We start from the raw sequence: 26,977 nt of genomic DNA on the forward strand, positions 1-26,977 counted from the left end.
ATCGAGAAGCGCGAGCGTGAACCTTCTATAACAGCCGTAACGAAACAATGCAGCATGCATTTCGCGCGCCGCTGGCGAAAAACGCCGTGCCGAAACGGTGTAGGCACGGCGGCACGCAACGCTCGCTTACCGCTTCAAGGAGACACGGGTCAACCTTCGTCCGCATCCAGACGAGCGAGTACGGCGGCAACGATGCCGTCGCAGCGCACGCCGTCGAACGAGAACACGTCCCGCTCGGCCAAATCGAGTTCTTGCGCCAGCGATTCGCGCAGTAGGCTGCGCGCGCGAAACTGCCGCGTCCGCACCGTCGCTTCGGGGATGCCGAGCGACTGTGCCGTTTCCTCCACGCTGAGTTCCTCGACACAGCGCAGCACGAATACGACGCGAAAAACTTCGGGTAGCGCATCGAGCTTGCGTTCGAGCAACGCGCGAACCTGGGCGCGCATCAAGGCATCGTCGGGCGATGCATCATGAGACAAATCCATAAGCTCGCGATCCGGTTCGTCGTTCGCCGATACGCTCACCATGGGCGCACGCGCATGTCTTCGCGCGTCGCGCCGCAACCGGGCCAAGCAGGCGTTCGCCACGAGCCGCGATAGCCAAGTCGACAACTGCGCATCGCCACGAAACGTACCGATCCCGCGATAGGCCGCCAGATAGGCGTCCTGCAGCGCGTCTTGCGCGTCGGCATCATTGCGCAGCGTCGCCCGCGCGAGCCGATACAAGCGCCGGTTGTAGCGGCGCATCAAGTGCACGAACGCGTCGCGCTCACCCGCGCCGACGGCTGCCGCCAGCGCGCGATCGTCGGCATATTGCCAATCGCGCGAGGCGGGGCCGGGGGATGTCGACTCCACACTCATGGTTTCCCCTTCACGACCAGCGTCGCTTGCATCGTCGGATGAAACGTACAGGCATAGGCGTAACGTCCGAGCGTCTTCGCCCGATATTGCCAACTAGCGCCGGGCGCGATCGCGTGCGAATCGAAGCGTCCGGCATCGGCCGACGTCACCGTGTGCGGGAACGGGTCTTCGTTGAACCACACGACCGTGTCGCCGCGCGCGACGGTCACGGTGGCAGGATCGAACCGCATGCCGGCAATCTTGACGGTCCATGTTTTCGCCTCCGCGGGCAGCGCAAGCGCGGTCAACGCGCCGAGGCACAGCACGATGGCCGCGGCTCGCTTGCCTCGTCCGTGTTCAATAGCCGCCGCTGTCATTGAGTTCGGCATCCAGGTGCTTGGCGTGATCGAGGTGCGCGACGAAGGCCGGGCGAACCTTCACCAGCAGTGCTTTCAACTCGGCATTGCTCGCATCGGGAATCAGCGTTTTGTCCATCGCGTCGATGACAGCCTGATGGTAGGCCACTTCATGATCGATGTAAGCCTTGTCGAAGGCCTTGCCGCTCAATCCCTTCAACTTGGCTAAGTTATCGTCGCCTCCTTTTTGCAGCGATTCGCTCGTCGCGTTCGGCTCGGGCGTCACGTTCAGCTTGTGCACGAGATCGGTCGCCGCTTGGTTGACGCCGGTGTGATCGCGCACCATCGTTTGGGCAAAGGCTTTGACCTCTTTGCTTGCGCTCTTTTGCATCGCCAGCTTGCCGGCATCGATGTCGACCTGATTGGCGGTGACGACGATCGCGGCGATCTGCGGGTCGGTGGGCGCTCCGGCGCCCTGCGCTTGAACGCCCATTGCCGCCGCGGCCAAGGCGGTCGCAAGGGCCAGCTTAGGCATGGATTTCAGAGTGCTATGGTTCGGCATGCTTTTCTCCTATCGGGAAACGGACCGGCTGTCCGTTCGGCGATGCGAACGGGAGGGTCTTGCCGCGATAGATGTCACGCGCCGGCACTGCGTTCCCACATTCGGCGCTTTATCGCGATCCTCGTTCCGATGCCCCACATGAGAACGAACGGAGCACAATGATGGTTTATTCCAGGCATCGATCAATAGTAAGGGGCATATCCCCTGTGCTATGCTGGCAGACACTTCGCGGCCCGAGTCGGCGCGAAGGCGACATGACCCCCTCCCTATGGACTATCGACATCTCAAGAACCGCAAGAGCATGCACGCGCGGATCGTGCAGGAACTCGGCATCGAGATCGTCAGCGGCAAGTTCGCTCCCGGCGATAGGCTGCCGCCCGAACCCACGCTTTGCGAATCGTATGGCGTTAGCCGCCCCGTGTTACGCGAGGCGACTCGTGTGCTCGTCGCCAAAGGGCTCGTCGTATCGAAGCCGCGCGTCGGCAGCGTCGTGCGTCCGCGCGAAGAGTGGCACATGCTCGATCCGGACGTCCTGTTCTGGACGATCAGCGTCACGCCTGAGGGGGAGTTCTTTCGTTCGTTGCTGACGGTACGCCGCATTATCGAACCGGCAGCGGCCGCACTGGCCGCCACGAATGCGACGGAAGAGGATGTCGTGCGTATTCGTCGCTGTTATGAGCAGATGGAAAACGCGCAAACGTCGGACGCACTGCTCGAACCCGATCTCGAGTTCCACCGCGCCGTGATGGCTGCCACGCACAACGACATGCTCGCCTTCATCGGCAATATGATGTCGATGGCATTGAGCGAATCGATCAAACTGACGAGCCGCCACCCCGATACACATGCCTTGTCGCTGCCGCGGCACAGGGCGATCCTGACGGCGATCGAGCATCGCGATCCGCTCGGGGCGCGGCAAGCGAGCCTCGTCCAACTGGAAAACGCAAAAGCCGATGCCGAGACTATCCTCGTCATCGGCGCGCGTGCCGAACGTTAGACGATTCGATCGGGCCCGCCCAACCGGCCGGGCCCATCGTCTCGATCAATGCGAATGCGGCGGCACCTCGGCTCCACGGCAACCCACTAGGAAATCGAAGTCGCATCCTTCGTCCGCCTGCAGCACATGGTCGACATACAGATTGCGATAGCCGCTGAGGTCGGCCGGATTGCGCTGCGCATTCGTCTCGCGCCATGCCGCCAAGCGCTGCGCCAGTTCTTCCTCGCCGATATCGAGCTGCAAGCGGCCCGACTCGCAGTCGAGTTCGATCCAATCGCCGTTGCGCACCACGGCAAGCGGCCCGCCCGCCCGTGCTTCCGGCGCCACGTGCAGCACCACGGTCCCGTATGCGGTCCCGCTCATGCGCGCGTCCGAAATGCGCACCATATCGGTCACGCCCTGCGCGAGCACCTTCGGCGGCAAGCCCATGTTGCCCACCTCGGCCATGCCGGGGTAGCCCTTCGGCCCGCAATTTTTCATGACGAGCACCGAATCGGCCGTCACATCGAGGTCCGGGTCCGCAATGCGCGCCTTATAGTCGTCGAAGTTCTCGAAGACGACCGCGCGCCCGCGATGCTTGAGCAACGACGCGGTGGCCGCCGAGGGCTTGAGCACTGCGCCGCGCGGCGCCAAATTGCCGCGCAGCACGCATAGCCCACCGTCGGAGACGAGCGGCTTATCGAGCGGGCGGATGACCTCATCGTTATAGATCGGCGCTTCCTTGCAGTTCTCCCACAGCGAGTGCCCATTGGCCGTCAGCGCATCCGGATGCGGCAGCAAGCCCGCTTCGCCGAGACGACGCAGCACGGCCGGCAGCCCGCCTGCGTAATAGAACTCTTCCATCAGGAAGCGCCCGGACGGCTGCAGATCGACGAGCGTCGGCGTCCCGCGTCCCACGCGCGTCCAATCGTCCAGGTCGAGGGACACGCCGATGCGCCCGGCGATCGCTTTCAAATGGATCGCCGCATTGGTCGAGCCGCCGATCGCCGCGTTCGCGCGAATCGCATTTTCGAATGCCTCGCGCGTCAGCAGCTTCGACAGACGGACATCTTCCAACGCCATCTCCACGATCCGCATACCCGACAAATGCGCCAAGACATAGCGGCGCGAATCGACCGCCGGAATCGCGGCGTTGTGCGGCAGCGTGACGCCCAGTGCTTCCGCCATACAGGCCATGGTCGATGCGGTGCCCATTGTGTTGCAGGTACCGGCCGAGCGCGACATCCCCGCCTCGGCGGCCATGAACTCGTGCAACGTGATGCGGCCGGCCTTCACCTGTTCGCTCAACTGCCACACGACCGTACCGGAGCCGATATCGCGCCCTTCGTGTTTGCCGTTCAGCATGGGGCCGCCGCTCACGACGATCGCCGGCACGTCGCAACTGGCCGCGCCCATCAGCAGCGCTGGCGTGGTCTTGTCGCACCCCGCCAACAGCACCACGGCGTCGATCGGGTTGCCGCGAATCGATTCCTCGACATCCATGCTAGCGAGGTTGCGCGTGAACATCGCCGTTGGGCGCAGGTTCGATTCCCCGTTCGAGAACACGGGAAATTCGACCGGGAATCCGCCCGCCTCGAACACGCCGCGCTTGACGTGCTCCGCCAGCTTGCGGAAGTGCGCATTGCAAGGCGTCAGCTCCGACCACGTGTTGCAGATGCCGATGATCGGCTTACCCTGAAATTCGTGATCGGGGATGCCCTGGTTCTTCATCCAGCTGCGGTACATGAAGCCGTTCTTGTCGGCCGTGCCGAACCACTGGGCGGAGCGGAGCTTACGTGATTTGTCTGTCATTGCTCGATGCCTGCTTGAGGCAGATATAGTAAAACGATTGAATTTTCCACCATCAAGGCCCGCCGGACGCATAAGATGATGATTCAACTCATACATATCCCGGCGACGTCCCACATGTTGGCACAATCTTACGCCTTTCCGGCCGCTTCTTGCCAGATTCCAAATAGAAATAGCATGACTATTGGAGTCGCGAAGCTGGGGAAAACGCCAATCGATTCGGGTCTACACCGTGCCTATAGTATGGCTATTTGGAAGGCAACACAGCGCGACAACCCGTCACAAGGGGCGTCCGGCGCACGGAATTCGAAGTGAACCGAAGTGAAGTGACGTAGTTCGTTCTTAGTAGCAAAACCAAGCACGCACCAAAGACAAACGGAGACAAGCATGGGACGTACAGTACGGTTGGCGCTGAACGCATTTCTCGGAGCGGCACTCGCCATGTCGCTCGTCGTGGATGGCCACGCACAAGACAAGAAGATCACCCTCGGCTTCGCGCAGGTCGGCGCCGAAAGCGCGTGGCGGACCGCAAACACGGTCTCCGTCAAGGAAGCGGCGAAAGACGCCGGCATCAATCTGAAATTCTCCGATGCGCAGCAAAAGCAGGAGAACCAGATCCGCGCGATTCGCTCGTATATCGCTCAGAAAGTGAACGTCATCGCCTTCTCCCCGGTGGTCGAATCGGGCTGGGAGCCGGTACTGACGGAAGCTAAGAAGGCCGGGATTCCCGTGATCCTGACCGACCGCGCGATCGACGTGAAGGACACGTCGCTCTATACGACGATGATCGGTTCCGACTTCCTCGAAGAAGGCCGCCGTGCGGGCCGTTGGCTCGAAGAGGAATACAAGAACAACCCGGGCCCGATCAACATCGCCGAACTGCAAGGCACGGTGGGCTCGGCGCCGGCGAACGATCGCCATGCCGGTCTCATGGAAATCATCAAGAACGATCCGAAGTTCAAGATCATCGCTTCGCAAAGCGGCGACTTCACGCTCGCCGGCGGCAAGCAAGTGATGGAAGCGTTCGCGAAGACGTACGGCAAGCAGATCAACGTCGTCTATGCTCACAACGACGACATGGCGCTCGGCGCGATTCAAGCCATGGAAGAAGCCGGCATGAAGCCGGGCACGGATCCCAAGGTCGTTTCGTTCGACGCGACCAAGGGTGGCTTCCAAGCCATGATCGCGGGCAAGATCAATGTCGACGTCGAATGCAGCCCGCTGCTGGGGCCGCAGTTGATGAGCGCGGTGAAGGACATCGTCGCCGGCAAGACGCTGCCCAAGCGCATCGTGACGAAGGAAACGGTGTTCCCGGAAAACGTGGCGGCGCAAGTTCTGCCGACGCGTAAGTACTGATCCCGCCCCCCCGCCAACTGCTAAGCGAGCGACGCCCATGACCGGCACCCTCGTACTCGAAACGCAAGGCCTGACGAAGTCGTTTCCCGGCGTTCACGCGCTCAAGGGTGTCGACTTTCGCCTGTACGCCGGCGAAGTGCACACGTTGATGGGCCAGAACGGCGCCGGCAAATCGACGCTGATCAACGTCCTGACCGGCGTGCATGCGCACGATGCGGGCGACATCCGCATCGACGGCCGCAGCGTTCGCTTCGCGGCGCCGCTCGAAGCAGAAGGCGCGGGCATCCGCACGCTGTATCAGGAAGTCAACCTCTGCCCCAACCTTTCGGTCGCGGAAAACATCTTCGCGGGGCGCCAGCCGCGCCGCCGCGGAGCGATCGATTGGAAGGCCATCAACGCGGGCGCCCGCAAGGCGCTCGACCAACTCAATCTCTCGCTCGACGTCACGCAATCGCTCGATACGTACCCGATCGCCGTGCAACAAATGGTGGCGATCGCGCGAGCGGTCAGCGTCGAGGCGCGCGTATTGATTCTCGACGAACCCACTTCGAGTCTCGACGATTCCGAAGTGGCCAAATTGTTCGAAGTGATTCGCCGGCTCAAAGCCTCGGGCATGGCGATTCTCTTCGTCACGCACTTTCTTGAGCAGACGTATGCGATCTCCGATCGCATCACCGTCATGCGCAACGGCGAACGCGAAGGCGAATATCTGGCGAAGGATTTGCCCGTCGACGAACTCGTGCACAAGATGGTCGGCAATGTGCCCGTGGCCGGCGAACGCACCACCTCGAAAGCGCAAGCCGATGCTGCGGCCGCCTCCGCCGGCGCCTTCGACATGCGCGGCGTGGGCCGGCGCGGTGCCGTCCAACCGATCGATCTCACGCTCGAACCCGGCCGTATCGTCGGCCTGGCCGGGCTGCTCGGCTCCGGGCGCACGGAAACGGCGCGGCTGCTGTTCGGCGCCGATCGCGCGGATACCGGCACGATCACGGCCGGCGGCAAGCCGATCAAACTCGGCTCGCCGCGGCATGCCGTGCGGCACGGGATCGCGTATTGCCCCGAGGATCGCAAGAAGGAAGGCATCGTCGGCGCGTTGTCGGTGCGCGAAAACATCATCCTCGCATTGCAAGCGCGGCGCGGCTGGTGGCGTCCGCTCGGGCGCGCCAAGGAAAGGCGGATTGCCGAACACTATGTCAAAGCGCTCGGTATTCGCGCACGCGATATCGAGCAGCCGATCGAACTGCTCTCGGGCGGCAATCAGCAAAAGGCGCTGCTCGCCCGGTGGCTGGCCACCGATCCGAAAATGCTGATACTCGACGAACCCACCCGCGGCATCGACGTCGCGGCGAAGTTCGAAATCATGGATTACGTCGGTAAGCTGTGCGCGAAAGGGCTCGGCATCTTGCTGATTTCCTCGGAAATCCCGGAGGTGCTGCGCATTAGCGACCGCATCGCCGTGCTGCGCGATCGCCGCAAAGTGGCCGAACTCTCGGGCGATGCGCTCGACGAGCAAGCTGTCTACCGACTCATCGCCGGAGGCCAATCATGACCGCCCGCCCCTTGCAGGCGATCGCGCGCCATCCGCTGGTGTGGCCCGTCGTTACGCTACTGCTGTTGTTCGCCCTCGATGTCGTGCATCGGCACGATTTCTTGGCGATCACCGTGCTCGACGGCCACTTCTTCGGTGCGCCGATCGATATCTTGAACCGCGCGGCGCCGCTCGTCGTCGTCTCGCTCGGCATGACGCTCGTGATCGCGACGCGCGGCATCGATATTTCCGTGGGAACCATCGTCGCCATTGCGGGCGCGACCGCAGCGATCATCCTCGCGGCCGATCCGACCCACGTCGGCCTCGCGATCGCCGCGGCGCTCGGCGTCGGTCTGCTGGCCGGTGCGTGGAACGGCCTGCTCGCGGCGCTCATCGGCATGCAGCCGATCATCGCGACGCTGATTCTCATGGTGGCCGGACGCGGCGTCGCGCAGTTGCTGACCGGCGGCCAAATCATTCCGATCGGCGCGCGCGGGTATCTGCGCCTCGGCGACGGCTACCTCGCCATGGTGCCGTGCTCGGTCTGGATCGCCGCGGCTGTTTTCGTCGCCACGTCGCTGCTCGTCAATCGGACGGCGCTCGGGCTGCTCGTGCGTTCGATCGGCGTCAACCCTGTCGCGGCGCGGCTCGTCGGCTTGCGCTCGACCGCGATCACGTTCGGTATTTATGTGTTTTGCGGGTTGTCCGCGGCCATCGCCGGCATCTTGACGAGTTCGAACGTACGCAGCGCCGACGGCAACAACGCCGGCCTGCTGCTCGAACTCGATGCGATCCTCGCGGTAACCCTGGGCGGTACGTCGTTGATGGGCGGCCGGTTCTCGCTGGCCGGCACCGTGCTCGGCGCGCTGATCATCCAGACGCTCACGTACACCACTTACTCGATCGGCGTGCCGCCCGAGGCGACACTCGTCGTCAAAGCGTTCGTCGTGATCGTGGTCAGCGTCATTCAATCGGCGCGCGCTCGCGAGCTGCTTGCCGGTCTCGCCATGCGGCTGTCCGCTTCCTCCACTCGCGCCCGGCCGGAGGTGCAATGAGCGCGTTCATTCGTCGTCTTCTCGATCCCCGCACGCTGCCGATCGTCGTCACGATCGCCCTGTTCGCCGCGTTGTTCGGCTTCGGCTCGTTCATGTATACGGGCTTCGGCTCGCTCCAAGTTTTGCTGGGCCTTTTGGTCGACAATTCGTTCCTGTTGATCGTGGCGATCGGCACGACGTTCGTGATTCTGTCGGGCGGGATCGACTTGTCGGTCGGCGCGGTGGTGGCCTTCACGACGATCGTCTGCGCCGTGTGTGCCGAACATTGGCACTGGCCGATCTATGCCGTCGCCCCGGTGGTGCTGTTGATCGGCGCCGCCTTCGGCGCGGCCCAGGGCGCGCTGATCCACTATCTGCGGCTGCAACCCTTCATCGTGACGCTGGCGGGCATGTTCCTCGCCCGCGGTGCCTGCTTCCTCATCACGACCGAATCGATCACGATCACCGAACCGTCGTTTCACGCGGTGGCCGCCTACAACCTTCAGATCGGCAGCGGCCAGTTGAACAGCGGCGCCTTGATCGCACTCGTCGTGCTCGCGGTCGCCCTTTATGTCGCCCACTTCACGCGCTTCGGACGCAACGTGTATGCCCTCGGCGGCAATGAAAAATCCGCCCTGCTCATGGGCTTGCCTGTCGCCAAGACGAAGATCGGCGTCTATGCGTTAGGCGGCCTGTGCTCGGCCTTGGGCGGCCTCGTCTTCACGCTGTATGTGCTGTCGGGCTATGGGTTGCAAGGCCAGGGCATGGAACTCGACGCGATCGCCGCGAGCGTCATCGGCGGCACGCTGCTCACGGGCGGCGTCGGCTACATCATCGGCTCGGTGTTCGGCGTGGGCGTGCTCGGCACGATCCAAACGCTGATCACCTTCGACGGCACGCTCAGTTCATGGTGGACGCGCATCGTCATCGGCGCCCTGCTTTGCATCTTCTGCCTGCTGCAACGCGTGATCGAACGGCAAGCGGCGCGCCGCAAGTCGAGCGGCTCGGGGCTGGGCAGCGCCGCCGCGCCCGACGGCAAGAAGCGCAGCGTCGGCGAGCAAGCCGACGGCGCTGCTCCTCTCGGACTGCGCGCACGCTTGATGCGCCGGCCCCGCATGCTTGGATAGTCTTTATTAGGAGTACGAATAGTGACCGCATCGACCCGCCCATTCTCGGGCGTCTTCCCCGTCGCCCCGACGCCGTTCACCGAATCGGGCGATCTCGACCTCGACGGCCAGCGCCGTGTGCTCGATTGCATGATCGACCAGCGCGTGGACGGCATCTGCATTCTCGCGAACTACTCCGAGCAGTTCCTGCTGAGCGATGCCGAGCGCGACGTGCTTGTCGACTTGTGCTTGACGCACGTGGCGGGCCGCGTGCCCGTCATGGTGACCTGCAGCCACTTCAGCACGCAAATCGCGGCGGAACGCGCCAAGCGCGCCGCGCAGGCCGGCGCGAGCATCATCATGGTGATGCCCCCGTACCATGGCGCGAACCTGCGCGTCGACGAAAACGCCATGTTCGATTTCTTCGCACAAGTGGCGGCCTCGGCCAACGTGCCGGTCATGATTCAAGATGCGCCGCTGTCGGGCGTGACGTTGACGATACCGTTCCTCATCCGCGTCGCGCGTGAGCTGCCGCTCGTTCGCTACTTCAAGATCGAAACGCCGCAGGCCGCGGCCAAACTGCGCGCGTTGATCGCCGCGGGCGGCGAAGCGATCGTCGGCCCGTTCGACGGAGAAGAAGCCATCACCCTGCTGCCCGATCTCGATGCCGGTGCAACGGGCACGATGTCGAGCGCCTTGCTGCCCGATTTGATCCGCACCGTGTTCGACGATCACCGCGCGGGCCGACGCGACGAAGCGCGCGCGGGCTATGCGCGCATCCTGCCGCTGATCAACTACGAGAACCGCCAATGCGGCCTGCGTGCCGCCAAGACCGTCATGATGGAAGGCGGCGTGATCAAGAGCGACGCGGTGCGTCGTCCGCTCGATCCGTTGGCGCCCGCCACGCGCGCGGAATTGCTCGAACTCGCACGCGAGGCGAATCCGCTCGCGCTGCGTTGGGGCCGCTGATCCGAGAGGCACAGATGAAAAAGATTTCGATCGCCCTCGTCGGTATCGGCAAGATCGCACGCGACCAGCATCTACCGGCCATCAAGGCGGATCCGCGCTTCGACCTCGTCGCCTGCGCGAGCCGCAATGCCGTCGTGGACGGCACACGCAATTATCCGACCCTTGAAGCGCTGCTCGAGGCCGAGCCGAATATCGAAGCCGTTTCGCTGTGCGCGCCCCCGATTCCGCGCTTTCAGCAGGCGCGCGCCGCGCTGGCCGCGGGCAAACACGTCATGCTCGAAAAGCCGCCGGGCGCGTGCCTGAGCGAAGTCCGCGCGCTGGACGAAATGGCGCGTGCGGCGGGAAAAACGATCTTCACGACCTGGCACTCGCGGCATGCGCTCGGCGTCGAGGCGGCCCGCACTTGGCTCGCGACGCAAGATATTCGCCACGTGCACGTGCGCTGGAAAGAGGACGTGCGCCGTTGGCACCCGGGCCAAGCCTGGATCTGGGAACCGGGTGGCCTCGGCGTGTTCGATCCGGGTATCAACGCCTTGTCGATCGTCACGCAAATTCTGCCGCGCGAAGTCGCCCTCGTTTCGTCGACGCTGAGCATTCCCGCGAACAAGGCAATGCCGATCGCAGCCGATCTCGAACTGACCGACACGGCCGGCGTGCCGATGCGCGTGGAGTTCGACTGGCGCCACGGCCCGCAAGAACTCTGGGAAATCGAAGTGCGCACCGCCGACGGAACGCTCTTGCTGTCTCAGGGCGGAAATCGATTGCAGATCGACGAGCGCGATGTCGCGTTGGGCTTCGTGCACGAGTATCCGTCGCTCTACAGCCGCTGGCACGACCTCATTTTGCGCGGCGAGTGCGACGTCGATGCGCGGCCGCTCAGCCTGGTCGCCGACGCGTTCTTGCTCGGCAAACGGGAGATCGTCGAAGCGTTCGTCGAATGACGTAAGTTGCGGCGTGCCGCGGGTTCGAACCGCGGCGCCCTGCCCCGATTACCGTTGTCCGCTTGCCTGTCGGCGGCGGACATCGTTATATGTTTAGTCGTCCTAAGCGACTTGTTTAGTTTTTAGCTTCACAACACGGTCTACGACAGGCCGACAAGAAGGAGACTAGTATGACCAGCAAGCTTCGCCGCTTCACGTTGCGTGCCACCATGGCCGCGCTCCTGGCCGCACCGCTCATGGCCCCGCTCGGCGTCCATGCGGAAGAGCCTTTGAAGATCGGCTTCCTCGTGAAGATGCCCGAGCAGGCATGGTTCATTAACGAGCAGAAGGCAGCCAACGCGGTTGGCAAGGCCGACAACGTCAGCGTGGTCGACATCGGCACGCCCGATGGCGAACGCGTCCTTAGCGCCATCGACAACCTCGGCGCGCAAGGCGCCAAGGGCTTCGTGATTTGCGCGCCCGACGTCCGCTTGGGACCGGCGATCCAAACCCGGGCGAAGAAGTACAACATGAAGTTCGTGACGGTCGACGACCAGCTCGTCGATTCCGCCGGCAAGCCGCTCGCCGGCGTGCCGCACCTGGGCATGTCCGCATCCAAGATCGGCAATCAAGTGGGCCAGGCCATCTCCGACGAAATGAAGCGCCGCGGCTGGAAGCCGGAAGAAGTGGGCGCGATCCGCATCTCCGACTACGAGTTGCCCACGGCCAAGCTGCGCACCGACGGCGCCACGGAAACGCTGCTTGCGAACGGCTTCAAGAAGGACAACATCTTCGACGCGCCGCAAAAGACGACCGACGACGAAGGCGGCTTCGTGGCCTCCTCGCCCGTGCTGTCCAAGCACCCGAACATCAAGAAGTGGGTGATCTTCGCGCTGAACGAGGAATCGGTCCTGGGCGGCGTGCGCGCGACGGAACAGCTGCATATTCCGTCGGCCGACGTGATCGGTGTCGGCATCAACGGCGCCGGCGAAGCGTTCGCCGAGTTCCAAAAGAAGGAACCGACGGGCTTTTACGGCACGATCGCGGTCAGCTCGACGAATCACGGCAAGCAAACCGCGCAGAACCTGATCGACTGGATCCGCACGGGCAAGCAACCGCCGGCCGATACGCAAACCACGGGCAAGCTGATGACGCGCGACAACTGGCTCGACGTGCGTAAGGAACTGGGATTTAAACGTCATGCATGACGCGAACGACATTCTAGTGGCGGACGCCGGAACGGCCGTGCCTTACCTGCAGCTGGACGGCATTACCGTCAGTTTTCCCGGCGTGCTTGCGCTCGATCATGTGTCGTTCGCGGTACGTGGCGGCGAAGTGCACGGCCTGATGGGCGAGAACGGCGCCGGGAAATCGACGCTGCTGAAGGTGCTGTCGGGCGTGAACGTGCCGCAGTCGGGCACGCTTAAGCTCGGCGGCGTCGAGCAACACTTCTCCGGGACGAAATCGGCGATCGAAGCCGGCATCGCCATCATCTATCAGGAACTGCACCTCGTTCCCGAGTTGACCGTGGCCGAGAACTTGATGCTCGGCCAACTGCCGAGCCGTCTCGGCGTGCTCAGCGAGCGGGCGTTGATCGAGCGAGCCAGCGAAACGCTGGAACGTCTCGGCGAGCGCATCGATCCGCGCGAGCAAGTGAAGAATCTCTCGATCGGCCAGCGCCAAATGATCGAGATCGGCAAGGCGTTGATGCGCGATGCGCGCGTCATCGCCTTCGACGAACCGACGAGTTCGCTCTCGGCGCGCGAAACCAAGCAGCTATTCAAGATCATCAACGGCTTGCGAGAAGAAGGCCGCGCGATCGTCTATGTCACGCACCGGATGGACGAAGTGTACGAGCTGTGCGATCGCGTGACTGTCTTCCGCGACGGGCACTCGATCGAAACGTTCGAAAGTGTCGACGGGCTCGAGCGCGATCGATTGATCAGCTCGATGGTCGGCCGTTCGATCCGCGACGTCTACGGCTATCGCGAACGCCCGGTCGGAGACGTGCGCATCGCAGCGAAGGGCCTACTCGGCCCGGGGCTCTCCGAGCCCGTTTCGTTCAGTGCCCGAAAAGGCGAAATCCTCGGCTTCTTCGGTCTCGTCGGCGCAGGGCGCTCGGAATTGATGAAGCTTGTCTGCGGCGCTGTGCGGCCGAGCCAAGGCGAGATCGAACTCGACGGCCGCTCGATGCGATTTGCCACGCCGCGCGATGCCGTGCGAGCCGGGATCGCATTGTGTCCGGAAGACCGCAAGCAAGAAGGCATCGTGGCGATCGCCTCGGTGTCCGACAACCTGAACATCAGCGCGCGGCGCCATTCCAGCTTCGCGAGCTGGCTATTGAACGACCGGCGCGAACGCGATCTGACCGACGAGTACATCGAGAAGCTGTCGATCAAGACGCGCAACGGCGACACGGCGATCGGCACGCTCTCGGGCGGCAACCAGCAGAAGGTGATTTTGGCACGCTGGCTCGCCGAGCAGATCGATGTCTTCGTCATGGACGAACCCACGCGCGGCATCGACGTCGGCGCGCGGGCGCAAATCTACGAGCTGCTGTACGGCTTGGCCGAAGCGGGCCGGACGGTGCTCATGGTGTCGAGCGATTTGGCGGAAGTGATCGGCGTAGCGGATCGCATCATCGTGATGAAGGAAGGCCGCGTGGTGGGCGATCTGCCCAAGGCCCAGGCGAGCCCCGACCAATTGATCAAGCTCGCCCTGCCTCAATGAGCCGATCGATTCGTAAGCAGTACTGATCCGATTGTTTGGCCGTGTCCGCCGCCCTTGCGAACACGGCACCGAAAGAGACGAGACCATGCAACAACCTCAAACCCTCACCGCCCCGAGCGGTCCGGCAGCCTACGCGGCCAAAACCTGGCGACTGCTCAACAAATCCGGCATCGTCATGGTGTTCGCGATATTGTTCGTCGTCCTTTGCTTTACCGTGCCCGATTTTCTGACGAGCCGCAACATGCAGGGCTTGCTGCTGTCGGTCACGCTGATCGGCTCGATCGCCGTCACGATGATGTTCGTGCTGGCGCTCGGCGAGGTCGATCTGTCCGTGGCGTCGATCGTCGCGCTCTCGGGCGTCGTGGCCTCGACGGTCATCACGGCCACGCACAGCGTGTTGTTCGGCGTGACCTGCGGCGTCGTGGCCGGCGGGGCGGTCGGCCTCGTCAACGGGGTGTTGGTCGCGCGCTACCGGATCAATTCGCTGATCGTGACGCTTGCCATGATGGAAGTCGTGCGCGGCCTCGCCTTCATCGTGTCCAACGGCGATGCCGTCATGATTTCGGAGGAGCGCTTCTTCGATCTCGGCGGCGGCTCGTTCCTCGGCATCTCCTACCCGATCTGGAGCAACATCGTCGGCTTTCTCGTCTTCGGCTTCATCTTGCGCAAAACGGTATTCGGCAAGAACGTGCTGGCGGTGGGCGGCAACGGCGAAGCCGCCCTGCTCGCCGGTTTGCCCGTGATGCGGATCAAGATCCTCGTGTTCGTGCTGCAAGGGCTCGTGACCGGCTTCGCAGGCGTCATGCTGGCCTCGCGGATGAGCCTCGGCGATCCGAAGACGTCCGTTGGCCTCGAACTCGGCGTGATTTCTGCCTGCGTGCTCGGCGGCGTGTCGTTGACCGGCGGCGTGGCGACGATCTCGGGCGTACTCGTGGGCGTGCTGATCATGGGGTCGGTGCAAGATGCGATGAGCCTGCTCAACGTGCCGACGTTCTATCAGTATCTGATTCGCGGCGGCATTCTGTTGCTGGCGGTCTTCTTCGATCACATCCGGCGCTCGCGTGCCGCGCGCGTGAAGTAAAGCGGCCGGGGTCGCCATTACTGGCTCCTCCGCGAACGCAACCCTCAACGGTGGACCGGGCGCATCCTCGCCCGGCCGCCTTGCCTCTCTCCTGAAGTCCCCCGCGATCCTGTCTGATCGGCGGCTTGGCCGAGCGCTTCGTTCGGCCTTTTTTTTGCCTACGCTTTGTCGGCCGACAGGGTCTGGCGCGCCCCCTCAAGCGCAACAGGGAGAGCCTTGCGAGGCCTACCGCCCTTTCCAAGGCACGATACGCCGTTCCAACACGCGCATCGCAAGATCGACACTCCAGGCGACAATCCCGATCAAGACGATGCCCATGACGACCACGTCGGTCCGCAAGAAGCTCGATGCATTGAGGACCATCTGCCCCAACCCGGCTGTCGCCGCGACCATCTCCGCCGCAACGAGCGTCGTCCATCCAAAGCCGATCGCAATACGTAGGCCCGTCAAAATCTCAGGCAGTGCGGCCGGCAGCACCACATGCCGGACGACCTGCGCAAAACTGCCACCGAGCGAGTAGGCGGCATTGACTTGCTCGATCGTGGCACTGCGCACACCGGCGCGCGAAGACATGACGATCGGCGCATAGCACGCGAGAAAGATGACAACGATCTTGGCCGTTTCATCGATACCGAACCAAATGACGACCAGCGGCAAATATGCGAGGGGCGGTAGCGGCCGATAAAACTCGAGCGGCGGATCGAGGAGCGCGCTCGCCACGCGGTTCACGCCCATGAGGATGCCCGTCGGCACACCAAGGGCGGCTGCAAGCAGGAATGCGCCGAACACGCGCAGCGTGCTCCAGCCCAGATGCTGCGCGAGCGGTAGGCCGCCTTGAACGCGGCCGTGCCAGGCATCGACGAATGCGGCCCATACCGCTTCCGGTGTCGGCAAGAAGAGCGGCGGCACCCAAGCCAGATGCGTCGCCGCCCACCACAATGAGGCGAGCACGAGCACGGAAGCGATGCTGAGCGCAGCGGGTCCTCCCTCGCCGGGTGGGGCACGGCGCCGCCGACGTGTCCGCTTGGCGGGCAACTGTCCTGCCGCGCCGCGATCTCGATCCGACTGATATGCGTAGACTTCAGCAGCCGCCGCGGCGGCGAACGCTTCTTCAAACAACGATGGCGGTCGGGTCATAGGATCGCCTGCGCCTCGCATGCGCCCACCGGACGTGCCCCGGGGTGCTGTTGCACGAGATCGACCAAGCGCTCGCGCCACGCAATGAACTCGGCCGACGATTTGATCGCCCGTGCATCGCGGGTCTCGGCATACCGCCTGGCGAACGGTACGTCGAAGCGATGAGCAATGCGGCCTGGCCCCGGTGTCATCACGACAATGTGCGTCGCCAGGAAAAGCGCCTCTTCGATGTCGTGCGTAATGAAGAACGTCGTCTTGCACGTACGCACCCAAATATCGGCAACGAGTTCCTGCATCGCCGTGCGTGTCATCGCGTCGAGCGCACCCATCGGCTCGTCCATCAACAGGACTCGCGGGTCGCTCGCGAGCGCTCGCGCGAGGCCCACTCGCTGCTGCATCCCACCGGATAGCTCATAGGTACGTGCAAGCGCATGGCGCTCGAGCCCGACCAGCGCCAGCGTTTCACGTGCCCGCTGCTCGCGCTCCCTTTTACCGACGCGTTGGAAGCGCAGGCCTAAGGCAACATTGTCGATCACGTTGAACCACGGCATCAAACCGTACTTTTGGAAAACGACACCGCGATCGGCACCCGGCCCGTCGATCGGCGCTCCATCGAGCAATATCTCCCCGGCCGTCGGCGTGACGAAACCGGCAATGCAGTTGAGCAACGTCGTCTTGCCGCATCCCGAGGCGCCGAGCGCAACCACGAAGTCGCCCGACTCGATGCGTAAGTCCACATCGGCAAGCGCCCGCGTGCTCGCTCGTCCGCGTTCGCCTGGGTAGGACACTGAAAGGTGCCGAATGTCTAGCCTGCTCATGGATCGTTCCTGCGTTCGAAAATACCCGCGGCTGCGCCGTACTCAATGCGCCAACGCGCGTTGCACGAATTCGGGGTCGACGCCAATCGAATAGTCGGGCAGCACCGTTTGAATCGTGCCTTGGGTCTTCAAGAACGCCGCTGTCGCCAACAGCGACTTCGCCGCCCCAGCCTGTGCGCCGCCTCCGAGCCACGCACTCGACGCTTGCTGTGCGAGCGTCGGGAATGCATACAGCGCGAGGCTCGCCGGGACGTCCTTCGGATTGGCACCCGACTCCTTGGCCACGCCTTCGACCTGGGGCGATCCCACGCTCCATGCGGCATGGTTCGCGCGATAATCGGCATCCGCTTCGGCGAGTACCTTGACGAAGTGGGTCACGAATTCCGGATTGGCGCTGGCGAATTTTCGGCTGACGACGAAGCCGTCGAACGTGGCTTCGCCTGTGCGTTTCGCCACCTCGCCCGAAGTGATCAGCACGCGGCCGTTTTGCTTGACCTTGGCGAGCACGGGATCCCATATATAGGCGGCATCGATGTTGCCGCGCGACCAAGCCGCCGCCACTTCGGCGGGACGTAGGTTCAGGATCTGCACGTCGGCCGGATTCACGCCCGCGTTTTTCAAAGCGACCAGCGTATGGAAATGCGATGTCGACACGTACGGCACGCCAATCTTCTTGCCTTTCAAATCGGCCAAGCTGTTGACGCCCGAGCCGTTTCTCGCAACGAGCGCTTCGGCATCGTTGATGTTGTCCAAAATCCAAAACAGTGAAATGTCGACGCCTTGCGATAGGCCGGCGGCAATGGGGCTGGAGCCCGCCTCGCCGAGTTGCACGGAACCCGAGGCAAGCGCACGAATGACGTCGGCGCCGCTATCGAGCTTGCGGAACGTCACCTTGTAACCGGTGGCCTTTTCGACGGCCCCACTCGCCTGGGCGTAGCGCCACGGTACGACCATGTCCTGATACGCGATGACGACTTCGTGCGTATCCGCAAAAACAGGCCCCGAGAACGTCAACGACAACGACAAAGCCGACACGAGTGCTGCCGAGATGACAGCCGATAACCTAGCGAGATTGAAACGCTGCATGAATGGCTCCCCTTCGTGTGTTCCGGTCGTACAAATAGGTATCGATGAAGGCTACCGGCGCAGGCGCCAACGTGTCCAACGACGATTCGACATATCGATACCATTGCGCGAGATATGGGGTAGACATCGATCGACGGCAGTCGATCGCCCTGCGGCGATGCCGCTTACGATCATCGAACGACCTGCGCGCGCGTTCGCACTGTCATTGTCCCGGCTGTTTTGCCGCGCACGCATGCGCAGGCAACTCGGGCGGATATCGATTTCCCGTGCCTCGCATCCCAATAGCCGCAAGGGCGGCTCCGGCGGCTCGCTATCGCCCCGGGGCGACGATCGCGCCCCGAGCGATTCGACGGCCGACGCATGGCTCGCCGACCTCGCGACAATCCCCGATGACGAGGAAAAACAGCGACGAAGCGGCGCCGCTACCGCCGGCCCTGCTAACGATTAGCGGCCGCCATCGCCTCACGCAAGCGAGGATGAGCCACGAGTGTCCCGAGCAGCAACGAAGTTGCCGTCAGCACGAAGATGATGACCATGAGCGCCGTCAGTTCCGTCGGGCGAAGCAACGCGATCAGCCAAAGCGTGAGGGCGGCACCCGCCATCTTGATCGTTCCCTGCAAGGCGCTGCCCGCACCGGCGAGCTTCGGAAATGGATGCAGGCTCGGGCCAAGCAAGAGCGGAGCAGAAACGCCGCAGCCCACGGCCACAAGAAACGCCAACAGCAGCATGACGAGCAATCCGACGCTAGGCTGTGACACGCAAAGCGCAACCGCCGTACCGCTCACGGCGACTAGAAACGCAAGCGAAACCCTCAACACGGTTTCCGGCGCGAATCGCGCCACGAGTTGCTTGGTTCCGAAAGCGCCGATGGCGATGCCGACCGCATAGAACACGTAAAGCAGGCCGTTTTGGGCGGACGTCAGCCGGTAGTGATCTTGGAAGATGAACGGGCTGATCGTGTAATAACCGATCGTCACGGCGAACAGCAATGCCGACACGATGCTGTACACCATGAAGGTCGCACTCGAAACCAGGATCTTGTAGCTCGCGAGCGCGTTGCCCGGCGAATGCGCATCGCGTTCGGGACGTGTCTCGGGCAGCGTCGCCCTGACGATGAAAAACCCTGCCAACGTAATGAGGCATAGCGCGGCGAAGTCGTAGCGCCACGAAAAATACAGTGTGATGACACCACCGATCATCGGCGCGAATGCGGGAGAAACCTGCGCCGCCATCGCAAACACCGCGAGCGCTTGCGTCAGCGATTTCTTTTCCTTGAACACATCGCTCAGCACCGCCCGGCTGATGACCGGGCAGCCTCCCGCTCCGAGCCCCGTGACGAGACGGCATAGCATCAATTCATGGCCCGACCTGGCGAATGCCGTCAGCAGATTGCCCGCCGCGGCAAGCAGCAGCGAAGCGAGAATGATACGGACTCGTCCATGCCGATCGGAAGCCGGACCGTACCAGAGCTGCGACGCCGCGAACCCAGCCAGATAGAACACCACCAGGCTTTCGGCCTGAGCATGGCTGATCTTCAACGAAGCAACGATGCTGGGCAGCGCGGGGTTATAGAGGTCGATCGAAAAAAGCCCTAATACGAGGATGACGCATGAGTTGATCAAGACAACGCGGTTTCTATCCATGGCGATGGAATTCGACTCGAACGGGGGAGCGCTTGGCGGAAAAAGGAGCGAGTTTGACACATCGCGGAAGCGAACTTGCGCATCTTCCGTCGCGCGCCCGAGATCGACCGACACGACCGACTGAAGCGCGGGATGTTACGAGAAGGCGTGCGATTGCGTGTTCAACGGCGCGTGGGACGGCCGGCCCACTGAAAGCAAATTGAAATATACACACAAATAATTCTTAATGAGAACGGTTCGTATTTCTATTTGCATTTCCACTCTTACTCGGTACAATTCGCTCCAGTTCCACAAATCGCATACGTACAAGCGCGAGAGCGTTCACGCACCTCAGGGGCGGCCTTTTGCAGCCAGCGCGTTCGCACCTCTCGCCCACAACGACAGGAGTTCCGATGAGGTTCAGACCAGCCGCGCGGCGCGTCACACGTCACGATGTTCATCCCTTGGCGCGCTGCGCCCTACTCGCGTGGAGCGCGTTCGCTTCATGCGCAGCCGTCGCAGCGGGATCGACCGATGCCCTGCCGCAAGCGCCCGAGGCCGATCTCAGCATCCAAGCCAAGCCGACGAACCAATGGACCGGCATCGCCACGCGCCAAACATTGCTCGGCGATATCGGCGGCCTGCGGCCCTTCATCGGCCAGTACGGCGCCACATTCACGATGACCGAGACGAGCGAATACCTCTCGAACCTGCGCGGCGGCCTCGCGCACGGCGGGACGTACGACGGTTTGACGACGGCAACGCTCGCCATCGACACGCAAAAGTCGTTCGGCCTGCCCGGCGGCACCTTCAACGTCAGCGGCCTGCAGATTCACGGCCGCAATCTGAGTCAATACAACCTCGGCACGTTGAACACGGCGAGCGGCATCGAAGCCGACGACACCACGCGCCTGTGGGAACTCTGGTACCAGCAATCGATCCTGAACGGCCGCGTCGATTTCAAAATCGGGCAGCAAAGTCTCGACCAAGAATTCATGGTCAGCACCTATGCCAACACGTTCGTCAATACGATGTTCGGCTGGGCGGGCTTGCCCTCGTACGATATGCCGTCGGGCGGTCCCGCCTATCCGCTTTCGGCGCTCGGGGTACGCGTGCGCGGCCAGATCACCCCTTCGCTAACCGCACTCGCCGGCGTGTTCGACGGCAACCCGGCACCAGGCACGGGCGACCCGCAACGGCTCAACGGCAGCGGCACGAATTTCAATCTGCATAACGGCGCGCTGTATATCGGCGAGTTGCAATACGCGATCAATCAGCCGAGCGAAGGCCAAATGGACCTCGGCAAAGGCAGCGGCTTGCCGGGCACCTATAAGGTTGGCGTCTGGTACAACAACGAACGATTCGCCGATCAGCGCTTCGACAACACCGGCGCCTCGCTGGCGAACTCGGCCACCGGCACCGCGGCCCAGCATAAGGGCGACTACAGCTTCTACGCGGTGGCCGATCAAATGGTGTGGCGCCCGAACCCCGACGAGCCGCGCAGCATCGGCGTGTTCGCACGCGTCATGGGTGCGCCCGGCGACCGTAATCTCGTCAGCGTCAGCGCGAATGTCGGCGTGGTCATGAAAGCGCCGTTCAAGGGCCGCGACAACGACAGCGTCGGGCTGGGCCTGGCCTATATCAAAGTAGGCAGCCATGCGGCCGGGCTCGACGCCGATAGCGGAAACGTCGTGCGCGGCAGCGAGACGGCGCTCGAAGCCACCTATCAATATCAAGTCACGCCATGGTGGGTTCTACAAGCCGACGCGCAATACACCTTTAATGCGGGCGCCGGCCAGAACCCCGCCAATCCGACCCAAACGCTGCGCAATACGTTCGTCGTCGGCGCGCGCACCACGATCACCTTCTAATTTCCGGCGGGGCCTCTTTATGAAATCCATCGTCAACGCCCGGACGGCGGCCGTCGCGGCCGCGCTTGCGGTCGCGTCGAGCGTAGCGCTCGCCGAGCCGCAGGGCTTCCTCGAAACGATCCATCGAGACACGACGCTCATCAATACCGTTCCCGAGAACGGCGACCAAAACCCCTACGCGATCGCCGTCGCACCGGTTTCGTCGGGCACGATCAAGGCCGGCGACGTCCTCGTCGGCAATTTCAACAACGCCGCGAATCTGCAAGGCACAGGCAGCACGATCGTCGATTACCACCCCGACACCAAGCAGATGTCGGTGTTTGCCACGGTGCCGCGCGACTTGAAGGCCTGCCCCGGCGGCATCGGCTTGTCGACGGCAATGACCATGCTCAAATCGGGCTGGGTCATCGTCGGCAGCACACCGAGCAACGACGGCACCACGACGACGAAAGGCGCCGGCTGTTTGATCGTTCTCGACCACACCGGCAAAGTGGTCTCGACCATCACCGGCGAGAACATCAACGATCCATGGGGCAACATGGCTGTCGTCGACCACGGCGATACGGCTACGCTGTTCGTCAGCAATGCGGGCTTCGGCGTCGGCGGGCCCACGCCCGGCCCCGACGGCGAAGTGCCCGTTTTCAAACAGTCCACCGTGGTGCGTCTCGACCTCGAGATCGCACCGGGCACAGCCCCGGTCGTCAAACAGCAAACCGTTGTCGCGAGCGGCTTCGGGGCACAAGCGGACAAAGGCGTGTTCCTAGTCGGGCCGACGGGCCTCGCATTTTCCGGCGACCAAAAGCAACTGTATGTGTCCGATGCGATCGGCAATCGCATCACCGTGATCGACGATCCGATGACGCGCGACACGAGCGCCGGCGTCGGCCGTCAACTCACCGCGGACGGTTTCTTGCATCGCCCGCTTGCCATGGCGACCGCGCCAAATGGCCATCTGCTCGTCACGAACGCATTGAATGGACAAGTCGTCGAAATCGACCCCGTGGCCGGCAAGCAGCTTTACGCCCGTTGGATCGACACCGACAAGGCGCAATCGCCGCCCGGTAGCGGCGACTTGTTCGGCATCGCGATGACACCGCAAGGCGACGGCTTCTATTACGTCGAGGACGACGTCAACACGCTCGTATTGGCGAAGTGACATGGCACACGACGATCCCACCGTTCCATATGCCGCTCGGCGCGCCTTTCTAAAAGCCGGCGCTGCCACGGCCGCTGCGGGTGCTGCGGGCGCATTGAGTGCGGCAACGACGGCCCACGCTGCCCCCCACGCGCATCGAGCAGACGCTCGCCCCGATACGCTAGCCGGCATCGAGCCGTTCTTCGGCGAGCACCAGGGCGGCATCGTGACGCCGCAGCAAAGTCATACCTACGCCGCGGCATTCGATCTGACGACCGACAAGCGCGCCGACGTGATCGGCCTCCTGCGCGAATGGACCGATGCCGCCGCGCGCATGACCCGTGGCGAAGCCGCGCGCCCGCTGCAAAGCGCCGACGACGCGCCGCCTGCCGATTCGGGCGAAGTGCTCGATCTGGGGCCGGCCGGCCTCACCATCACGTTCGGATTCGGGCCCGGCCTGTTCTCGCATGAAGGCAAGGACCGCTACGGGCTGGCCGCGCACCGGCCCGCAGCCTTGATCGATCTGCCTCGCTTCAACGGCGATCAGCTTTTACCCGCGAAATCGGGCGGCGATCTGTACGTGCAGGCTTGCGCCAACGACCCTCAAGTGGCCTTCCATGCCGTGCGCCAGCTCGCGCGCATGGGATACGGCGCCATCCAAATGCGTTGGGGCCAAGCCGGCTTTCTATCGGGTGCGCGCGGCAAAACGGCACGCAACTTGATGGGCTTCAAGGACGGTACCAACAACCCTGCCCCGTCGGACCCGGCCTTGATGTCCCAGTTCGTTTGGGCCGGTGCGGAAGGCCCGGCGTGGATGCAAAGCGGCACCTATACGGTCGTTCGACGTATTCGCATTACGCTCGAACACTGGGACCAAATGCAGCTCGGCTTTCAAGAGCAAGTGGTCGGGCGTCATAAGCTCAGCGGCGCGCCGATCGGCAAACAGAACGAATTCGATCCGGTCGATCTCGATGCCGTCGACAAGGACGGCAACCCGGTCATTCCCGACAATTCGCATGTGCGTTTGTCAAACCCCGGCAACAATGACGGCATGCGGCTCTTGCGCCGGGCCTATTCGTACAACGACGGCACGAACTTTTACATCGAACGGTGGCCGCCTTGGCGCCAGGAAACCGAATTCGACGCCGGCTTGCTGTTCATCGCGCACCAGCGCGATCCCCGCACGGCCTTCGTCCCCATCAACGAAAAACTGTCGAAGTTCGACATGATGAACCAGTTCACGACGCACGTCGGCAGCGCGATCTTTGCGTGCCCGCCCGGCGCGAAGCCGGGATCGTTCATCGGCGCCGGCTTGTTCGACGCTTGAATACTTCGATCAATATGCGCACAATCGCGGCTCCGGCGTGCCGCGACGGCAACCTTACGCTTACGCTTAGGAAATTTTCGAACATGATGCAATTCCGACTCGGCAAACGCGCGAAGACGATCGTCGCCGCGCTCGCACTCGTGGCATTCGGTGGCGCGGCGAACTCCGCCCAGGCCGAAACCATCACGCTGTATAACGCGCAGCATGAGCAATTGGTGGCTCAGCTCGCCAAGGATTTCGAAAAGCAAACGGGCATCGCCGTGCGCGTGCGCAGCGGCGAAGGTCCCGCGCTGGCGGCCCAGCTCGTCGCCGAAGGCGCGGCCACGCCGGCCGACGTCTACTTCACGGAAAACTCCCCCGAGCTGATGCTGCTCGAGGAGAAGGGCCTGCTCGGTCAAGTCGAACCGAAGACGCTGGCCACGGTGCCCGCTCGCTTCAATTCCCCGAGCGGCAAGTGGGTGGGCGTCTTCGCACGAGAAAACGTGTTGGCGTACAACACGGCCCAAGTCACGCCCGCGCAGTTGCCCGCCTCGCTCATGGACCTCGCCAAGCCGCAGTGGAAAGGCAAGGTGGGCATCGCGCCGAGCGATTCGGACTTCCTTCCGCTCGTGAGCGGCGTACTGGCCGCGAAGGGGCACGACCAGGCATTGGCCTGGCTCAAAGGCTTGAAAGTCAACGCGCAAATCTTCGACGACGACGAAGGCGTCGTGGCCGCGGTCAATCGCGGCGCGGTGGCCACGGGCATCGTCAACAACTACTACTGGGACCGCCTCTACACCGAACTCGGCAAGGACAAGACGCGCAGCGCGATCTACCACTTCGGCCACGGCGACATCGGCGCGCTCGTCAACGTCTCCGGTGCCGCGATGCTCAAAGCCGCGCATAACCCCAGCGGCGCCCAGCGCTTCCTTGCCTACCTCGTTGGCGAACGGGCCCAAGCGCTGATGGCGGCCGGTCACATCGGCTACGAATATCCGTTGCATGCGGGCGTTGCGCCCGATCCGATGCTCAAGCCGTTCAACGAATTGCAGCCGCCCGCGCTGACGGTTCAGCAACTCGGCGACGACAGCCAAGCCGCCAAACTGCTGCGCGAAGCAGGCTTGCTGTAAATGCGTATGGCGGGAGTGCGAGCGCGCCGACGAAACGCCCCGCCCCGCGTGCGCGCGCGTTCGCACGCCCCGCGCACTTTGTCGGTGGCCGCCGCACTCGGTGCGCTGCTCGTCCTGCTGCCGATCGCCTTCACGGGGTGGCGGGCCGCGACGTTCGGGATCGGCGATACGATCGACCTCCTGCTGCGTCCGCTCGTCGGCGAATTGCTGGCGAACACATTGCTTATCACCGTGGCCGCGACCGCCGCATCCGCCGTGATCGGGCTATCGGCAGCGTGGTTCGTCGAGCGTACGGCGCTGCCCGGCAGGCGGCTCTGGGCTGCATTGATGGTCGCGCCGCTGGCGATGCCGCCATTCATCGCGAGCTATGCCTGGGTGTCGTTGAGCCTGAACTTGCAGGACTTCGGCGGCGCCCTGCTTGTCGTCACGTCCACCTACTTCCCGCTCGTGTACCTCCCCGTCGCGGCTGCGCTACGCGGGATGGACCCGGCGCTGGAGGAAACCGCGCGCTCGCTCGGCTGCGGCCGGCGATCGGTATTCGTGCGCGTCGTGCTGCCGCAGCTTCGCCCCGCGCTGTTCGGCGGGATGCTGCTCGTCGCGCTCGGCGTCATGTCGGAGTTCGGCGCGTTCTCGTTGCTGCGTTTCCGGACATTTACCACGGAAATCTTCGCCGAGTACCGCACGAGCTTCGACGGCGGCGGCGCATCGATGTTCGCGTGTGTGCTGATTCTCCTGGGGCTGGGCTGCATCGCATTCGAGCACCGCGTGCGCGGTCACGCACGCTACGCCCGCGTCGATCGCGGCACGCGGCGCGCCACCTCGCGATATCCGCTCGGCCGTTGGCGCTGGCTCGTCGTCGCAGGCTTCGCACTGCTCAGTCTCGCAACCTTGGGGGTTCCGCTCGCTACGATCGGCTACTGGCTGACCCAGCACGGCGCAGCCGCGGTGACGCCGACCGAAGTGTCCGCCACCTCGCTTTGGGAGGCCGCCAAGACGTCCATGAGCTTGGGCCTGAACGCCGCCATCGTCACGACGGCGCTTGCCCTGCCGATCGCCTTCTTGCTCGTCCGTTATCCGAGCCGATACGCCGTCTGGCTCGAGCGCACCGTGCTGCTCGCGCAAGGCGTGCCGGGGCTCGTGATCGCCCTCGCGCTGGTGTCGCTCGCGGTTCGCGTGGCGATGCCGCTGTACCAAACCACGGCCTTGCTCGTTGCCGCCTACGCCACGCTGTTTCTGCCGCTTGCGCTCGTGAGCGTGCGGGCATCCTTGCTTCAGATACAGCCGAAACTCGAGGAAGCGGCACGCTCGCTCGGGCTTGGCACCTTGCCGATTCTTGCTCGCGTCTTGCTTCCGTTGGCACGCGCCGGGCTTGGCGCGGCGGCGACAATGGTATTCATTTCCGTCGTGACCGAACTCAATGCCACGCTGCTGCTGTCGCCGCTCGACACGCATACGCTCGCCACGCAGGTATGGAGCGATACGGCAACGCTCGCCTTCGCGGCAGCGGCGCCCTATGCGGCTTTGCTCGTCGGCATTTCGCTCGGGGCATCGGCCCTACTGTTCACTTTCCTTGGCCGCTCTGTCGCGGCGCGTGCCGATCTCTGAC

At 63.5% G+C, this 26,977-nt stretch carries 23 protein-coding genes; 15 read left to right on the forward strand and 8 right to left on the reverse strand.

What is annotated here, in order from left to right; translation table 11 throughout:
* Nucleotides 1-149 precede the first annotated feature (149 nt).
* From ACTHN9_RS00885 to ACTHN9_RS00895, 3 genes are read right to left on the reverse strand one after another with little or no spacing between them, the layout of a single operon-like run.
* Nucleotides 150-860, reverse strand: a complete 711-nt coding sequence (locus ACTHN9_RS00885) for an RNA polymerase sigma factor (RefSeq protein ID WP_440534862.1) — start codon at nucleotides 858-860, stop codon at nucleotides 150-152.
* Entirely contained in the window at nucleotides 857-1,216 is a 360-nt protein-coding gene (locus tag ACTHN9_RS00890) for a cupredoxin domain-containing protein (protein ID WP_440534863.1), read from the reverse strand. The genes ACTHN9_RS00885 and ACTHN9_RS00890 overlap by 4 nt, the downstream gene beginning before the upstream one ends.
* A complete protein-coding gene (locus ACTHN9_RS00895; protein WP_440534864.1) occupies nucleotides 1,197-1,757 on the reverse strand; it encodes a DUF4142 domain-containing protein in 561 nt (186 codons plus the stop codon). Before ACTHN9_RS00895 ends, ACTHN9_RS00890 begins: the two co-directional genes overlap by 20 nt.
* 268 nt (nucleotides 1,758-2,025) lie before the next feature.
* On the opposite strand from ACTHN9_RS00895, the gene ACTHN9_RS00900 reads away from it, so the two are divergent.
* Nucleotides 2,026-2,754, forward strand: a complete 729-nt coding sequence (locus tag ACTHN9_RS00900) for a FadR/GntR family transcriptional regulator (protein ID WP_440534865.1) — start codon at nucleotides 2,026-2,028, stop codon at nucleotides 2,752-2,754.
* Between the two features lie 45 nt (nucleotides 2,755-2,799).
* Here ACTHN9_RS00900 and ACTHN9_RS00905 read toward each other — a convergent pair whose 3' ends face one another.
* Entirely contained in the window at nucleotides 2,800-4,545 is a 1,746-nt protein-coding gene (locus ACTHN9_RS00905; protein ID WP_440534866.1) for an IlvD/Edd family dehydratase, read from the reverse strand.
* A gap of 438 nt (nucleotides 4,546-4,983) precedes the next feature.
* Between ACTHN9_RS00905 and ACTHN9_RS00910 the strand changes: the two genes are divergently transcribed.
* From ACTHN9_RS00910 to araH, 9 genes are all read left to right on the forward strand, one after another.
* A complete protein-coding gene (locus ACTHN9_RS00910) occupies nucleotides 4,984-5,898 on the forward strand; it encodes an ABC transporter substrate-binding protein (protein WP_440534912.1) in 915 nt (304 codons plus the stop codon).
* 37 nt (nucleotides 5,899-5,935) lie between these two features.
* Nucleotides 5,936-7,447 (forward strand): sugar ABC transporter ATP-binding protein, encoded by a 1,512-nt coding sequence (locus tag ACTHN9_RS00915; protein WP_440534867.1) that lies wholly within the window; start codon nucleotides 5,936-5,938, stop codon nucleotides 7,445-7,447.
* Nucleotides 7,444-8,481, forward strand: coding sequence for an ABC transporter permease (locus ACTHN9_RS00920; RefSeq protein ID WP_440534868.1), 1,038 nt, complete (start codon nucleotides 7,444-7,446; stop codon nucleotides 8,479-8,481). The genes ACTHN9_RS00915 and ACTHN9_RS00920 overlap by 4 nt, the downstream gene beginning before the upstream one ends.
* On the forward strand, nucleotides 8,478-9,587 hold the full coding sequence (gene yjfF / locus ACTHN9_RS00925; protein WP_440534869.1) for a galactofuranose ABC transporter, permease protein YjfF: 1,110 nt from the start codon (nucleotides 8,478-8,480) through the stop codon (nucleotides 9,585-9,587). The genes ACTHN9_RS00920 and yjfF overlap by 4 nt, the downstream gene beginning before the upstream one ends.
* Nucleotides 9,588-9,608: 21 nt before the next feature.
* On the forward strand, nucleotides 9,609-10,535 hold the full coding sequence (locus tag ACTHN9_RS00930; RefSeq protein ID WP_440534870.1) for a dihydrodipicolinate synthase family protein: 927 nt from the start codon (nucleotides 9,609-9,611) through the stop codon (nucleotides 10,533-10,535).
* A gap of 14 nt (nucleotides 10,536-10,549) precedes the next feature.
* Nucleotides 10,550-11,476: a Gfo/Idh/MocA family protein gene (locus ACTHN9_RS00935; RefSeq protein WP_440534871.1), complete on the forward strand. Its 927-nt coding sequence runs from the start codon at nucleotides 10,550-10,552 to the stop codon at nucleotides 11,474-11,476.
* Nucleotides 11,477-11,646: 170 nt separating this feature from the next.
* Nucleotides 11,647-12,663, forward strand: coding sequence for an arabinose ABC transporter substrate-binding protein (locus ACTHN9_RS00940; RefSeq protein ID WP_440534872.1), 1,017 nt, complete (start codon nucleotides 11,647-11,649; stop codon nucleotides 12,661-12,663).
* Nucleotides 12,656-14,185: an L-arabinose ABC transporter ATP-binding protein AraG gene (gene araG, locus ACTHN9_RS00945; protein ID WP_440534873.1), complete on the forward strand. Its 1,530-nt coding sequence runs from the start codon at nucleotides 12,656-12,658 to the stop codon at nucleotides 14,183-14,185. Before ACTHN9_RS00940 ends, araG begins: the two co-directional genes overlap by 8 nt.
* A gap of 85 nt (nucleotides 14,186-14,270) precedes the next feature.
* Nucleotides 14,271-15,266, forward strand: coding sequence for an L-arabinose ABC transporter permease AraH (gene araH, locus ACTHN9_RS00950; protein ID WP_440534874.1), 996 nt, complete (start codon nucleotides 14,271-14,273; stop codon nucleotides 15,264-15,266).
* Nucleotides 15,267-15,491: 225 nt separating this feature from the next.
* Here araH and ACTHN9_RS00955 read toward each other — a convergent pair whose 3' ends face one another.
* The 4 genes from ACTHN9_RS00955 to ACTHN9_RS00970 form a co-directional block, all read right to left on the reverse strand.
* Nucleotides 15,492-16,403, reverse strand: a complete 912-nt coding sequence (locus ACTHN9_RS00955) for an ABC transporter permease subunit (RefSeq protein WP_440534875.1) — start codon at nucleotides 16,401-16,403, stop codon at nucleotides 15,492-15,494.
* On the reverse strand, nucleotides 16,400-17,221 hold the full coding sequence (locus ACTHN9_RS00960) for a taurine ABC transporter ATP-binding protein (RefSeq protein WP_440534876.1): 822 nt from the start codon (nucleotides 17,219-17,221) through the stop codon (nucleotides 16,400-16,402). The genes ACTHN9_RS00955 and ACTHN9_RS00960 overlap by 4 nt, the downstream gene beginning before the upstream one ends.
* Nucleotides 17,222-17,263: 42 nt before the next feature.
* Nucleotides 17,264-18,307 (reverse strand): taurine ABC transporter substrate-binding protein, encoded by a 1,044-nt coding sequence (tauA, locus tag ACTHN9_RS00965; protein WP_440534877.1) that lies wholly within the window; start codon nucleotides 18,305-18,307, stop codon nucleotides 17,264-17,266.
* A 437-nt stretch (nucleotides 18,308-18,744) separates the two neighbouring features.
* Nucleotides 18,745-19,950: a Bcr/CflA family efflux MFS transporter gene (locus ACTHN9_RS00970; protein ID WP_440534878.1), complete on the reverse strand. Its 1,206-nt coding sequence runs from the start codon at nucleotides 19,948-19,950 to the stop codon at nucleotides 18,745-18,747.
* A 392-nt stretch (nucleotides 19,951-20,342) separates the two neighbouring features.
* On the opposite strand from ACTHN9_RS00970, the gene ACTHN9_RS00975 reads away from it, so the two are divergent.
* From ACTHN9_RS00975 to ACTHN9_RS00995, 5 genes are all read left to right on the forward strand, one after another.
* A complete protein-coding gene (locus tag ACTHN9_RS00975; RefSeq protein ID WP_440534879.1) occupies nucleotides 20,343-21,800 on the forward strand; it encodes a carbohydrate porin in 1,458 nt (485 codons plus the stop codon).
* A 19-nt stretch (nucleotides 21,801-21,819) separates the two neighbouring features.
* Entirely contained in the window at nucleotides 21,820-22,956 is a 1,137-nt protein-coding gene (locus tag ACTHN9_RS00980) for a hypothetical protein (RefSeq protein WP_440534880.1), read from the forward strand.
* 1 nt (nucleotide 22,957) lies between these two features.
* Nucleotides 22,958-24,262 (forward strand): iron uptake transporter deferrochelatase/peroxidase subunit, encoded by a 1,305-nt coding sequence (gene efeB / locus ACTHN9_RS00985; protein WP_440534881.1) that lies wholly within the window; start codon nucleotides 22,958-22,960, stop codon nucleotides 24,260-24,262.
* Between the two features lie 83 nt (nucleotides 24,263-24,345).
* Entirely contained in the window at nucleotides 24,346-25,371 is a 1,026-nt protein-coding gene (locus tag ACTHN9_RS00990; RefSeq protein ID WP_440534882.1) for an iron ABC transporter substrate-binding protein, read from the forward strand.
* A complete protein-coding gene (locus tag ACTHN9_RS00995) occupies nucleotides 25,372-26,976 on the forward strand; it encodes an ABC transporter permease (RefSeq protein ID WP_440534883.1) in 1,605 nt (534 codons plus the stop codon).
* The last annotated feature ends 1 nt before the right edge of the window (nucleotide 26,977 follow it).

The organism is Trinickia sp. (assembly GCF_051953405.1).
Taxonomy (GTDB): Bacteria; Pseudomonadota; Gammaproteobacteria; order Burkholderiales; family Burkholderiaceae; genus Trinickia.

Bases quoted from the DNA above. Each gene is read 5' to 3' on its own strand.
- ACTHN9_RS00885 (WP_440534862.1), bottom strand. From the start codon at position 860: ATGAGTGTGGAGTCGACATCCCCCGGCCCCGCCTCGCGCGATTGGCAA.
- ACTHN9_RS00890 (WP_440534863.1), bottom strand. From the start codon at position 1,216: ATGACAGCGGCGGCTATTGAACACGGACGAGGCAAGCGAGCCGCGGCC.
- ACTHN9_RS00895 (WP_440534864.1), bottom strand. From the start codon at position 1,757: ATGCCGAACCATAGCACTCTGAAATCCATGCCTAAGCTGGCCCTTGCG.
- ACTHN9_RS00900 (WP_440534865.1), top strand. From the start codon at position 2,026: ATGGACTATCGACATCTCAAGAACCGCAAGAGCATGCACGCGCGGATC.
- ACTHN9_RS00905 (WP_440534866.1), bottom strand. From the start codon at position 4,545: ATGACAGACAAATCACGTAAGCTCCGCTCCGCCCAGTGGTTCGGCACG.
- ACTHN9_RS00910 (WP_440534912.1), top strand. From the start codon at position 4,984: ATGTCGCTCGTCGTGGATGGCCACGCACAAGACAAGAAGATCACCCTC.
- ACTHN9_RS00915 (WP_440534867.1), top strand. From the start codon at position 5,936: ATGACCGGCACCCTCGTACTCGAAACGCAAGGCCTGACGAAGTCGTTT.
- ACTHN9_RS00920 (WP_440534868.1), top strand. From the start codon at position 7,444: ATGACCGCCCGCCCCTTGCAGGCGATCGCGCGCCATCCGCTGGTGTGG.
- yjfF (WP_440534869.1), top strand. From the start codon at position 8,478: ATGAGCGCGTTCATTCGTCGTCTTCTCGATCCCCGCACGCTGCCGATC.
- ACTHN9_RS00935 (WP_440534871.1), top strand. From the start codon at position 10,550: ATGAAAAAGATTTCGATCGCCCTCGTCGGTATCGGCAAGATCGCACGC.
- ACTHN9_RS00940 (WP_440534872.1), top strand. From the start codon at position 11,647: ATGACCAGCAAGCTTCGCCGCTTCACGTTGCGTGCCACCATGGCCGCG.
- araG (WP_440534873.1), top strand. From the start codon at position 12,656: ATGCATGACGCGAACGACATTCTAGTGGCGGACGCCGGAACGGCCGTG.
- araH (WP_440534874.1), top strand. From the start codon at position 14,271: ATGCAACAACCTCAAACCCTCACCGCCCCGAGCGGTCCGGCAGCCTAC.
- ACTHN9_RS00955 (WP_440534875.1), bottom strand. From the start codon at position 16,403: ATGACCCGACCGCCATCGTTGTTTGAAGAAGCGTTCGCCGCCGCGGCG.
- ACTHN9_RS00960 (WP_440534876.1), bottom strand. From the start codon at position 17,221: ATGAGCAGGCTAGACATTCGGCACCTTTCAGTGTCCTACCCAGGCGAA.
- tauA (WP_440534877.1), bottom strand. From the start codon at position 18,307: ATGCAGCGTTTCAATCTCGCTAGGTTATCGGCTGTCATCTCGGCAGCA.
- ACTHN9_RS00970 (WP_440534878.1), bottom strand. From the start codon at position 19,950: ATGGATAGAAACCGCGTTGTCTTGATCAACTCATGCGTCATCCTCGTA.
- ACTHN9_RS00975 (WP_440534879.1), top strand. From the start codon at position 20,343: ATGAGGTTCAGACCAGCCGCGCGGCGCGTCACACGTCACGATGTTCAT.
- ACTHN9_RS00980 (WP_440534880.1), top strand. From the start codon at position 21,820: ATGAAATCCATCGTCAACGCCCGGACGGCGGCCGTCGCGGCCGCGCTT.
- efeB (WP_440534881.1), top strand. From the start codon at position 22,958: ATGGCACACGACGATCCCACCGTTCCATATGCCGCTCGGCGCGCCTTT.
- ACTHN9_RS00990 (WP_440534882.1), top strand. From the start codon at position 24,346: ATGATGCAATTCCGACTCGGCAAACGCGCGAAGACGATCGTCGCCGCG.
- ACTHN9_RS00995 (WP_440534883.1), top strand. From the start codon at position 25,372: ATGCGTATGGCGGGAGTGCGAGCGCGCCGACGAAACGCCCCGCCCCGC.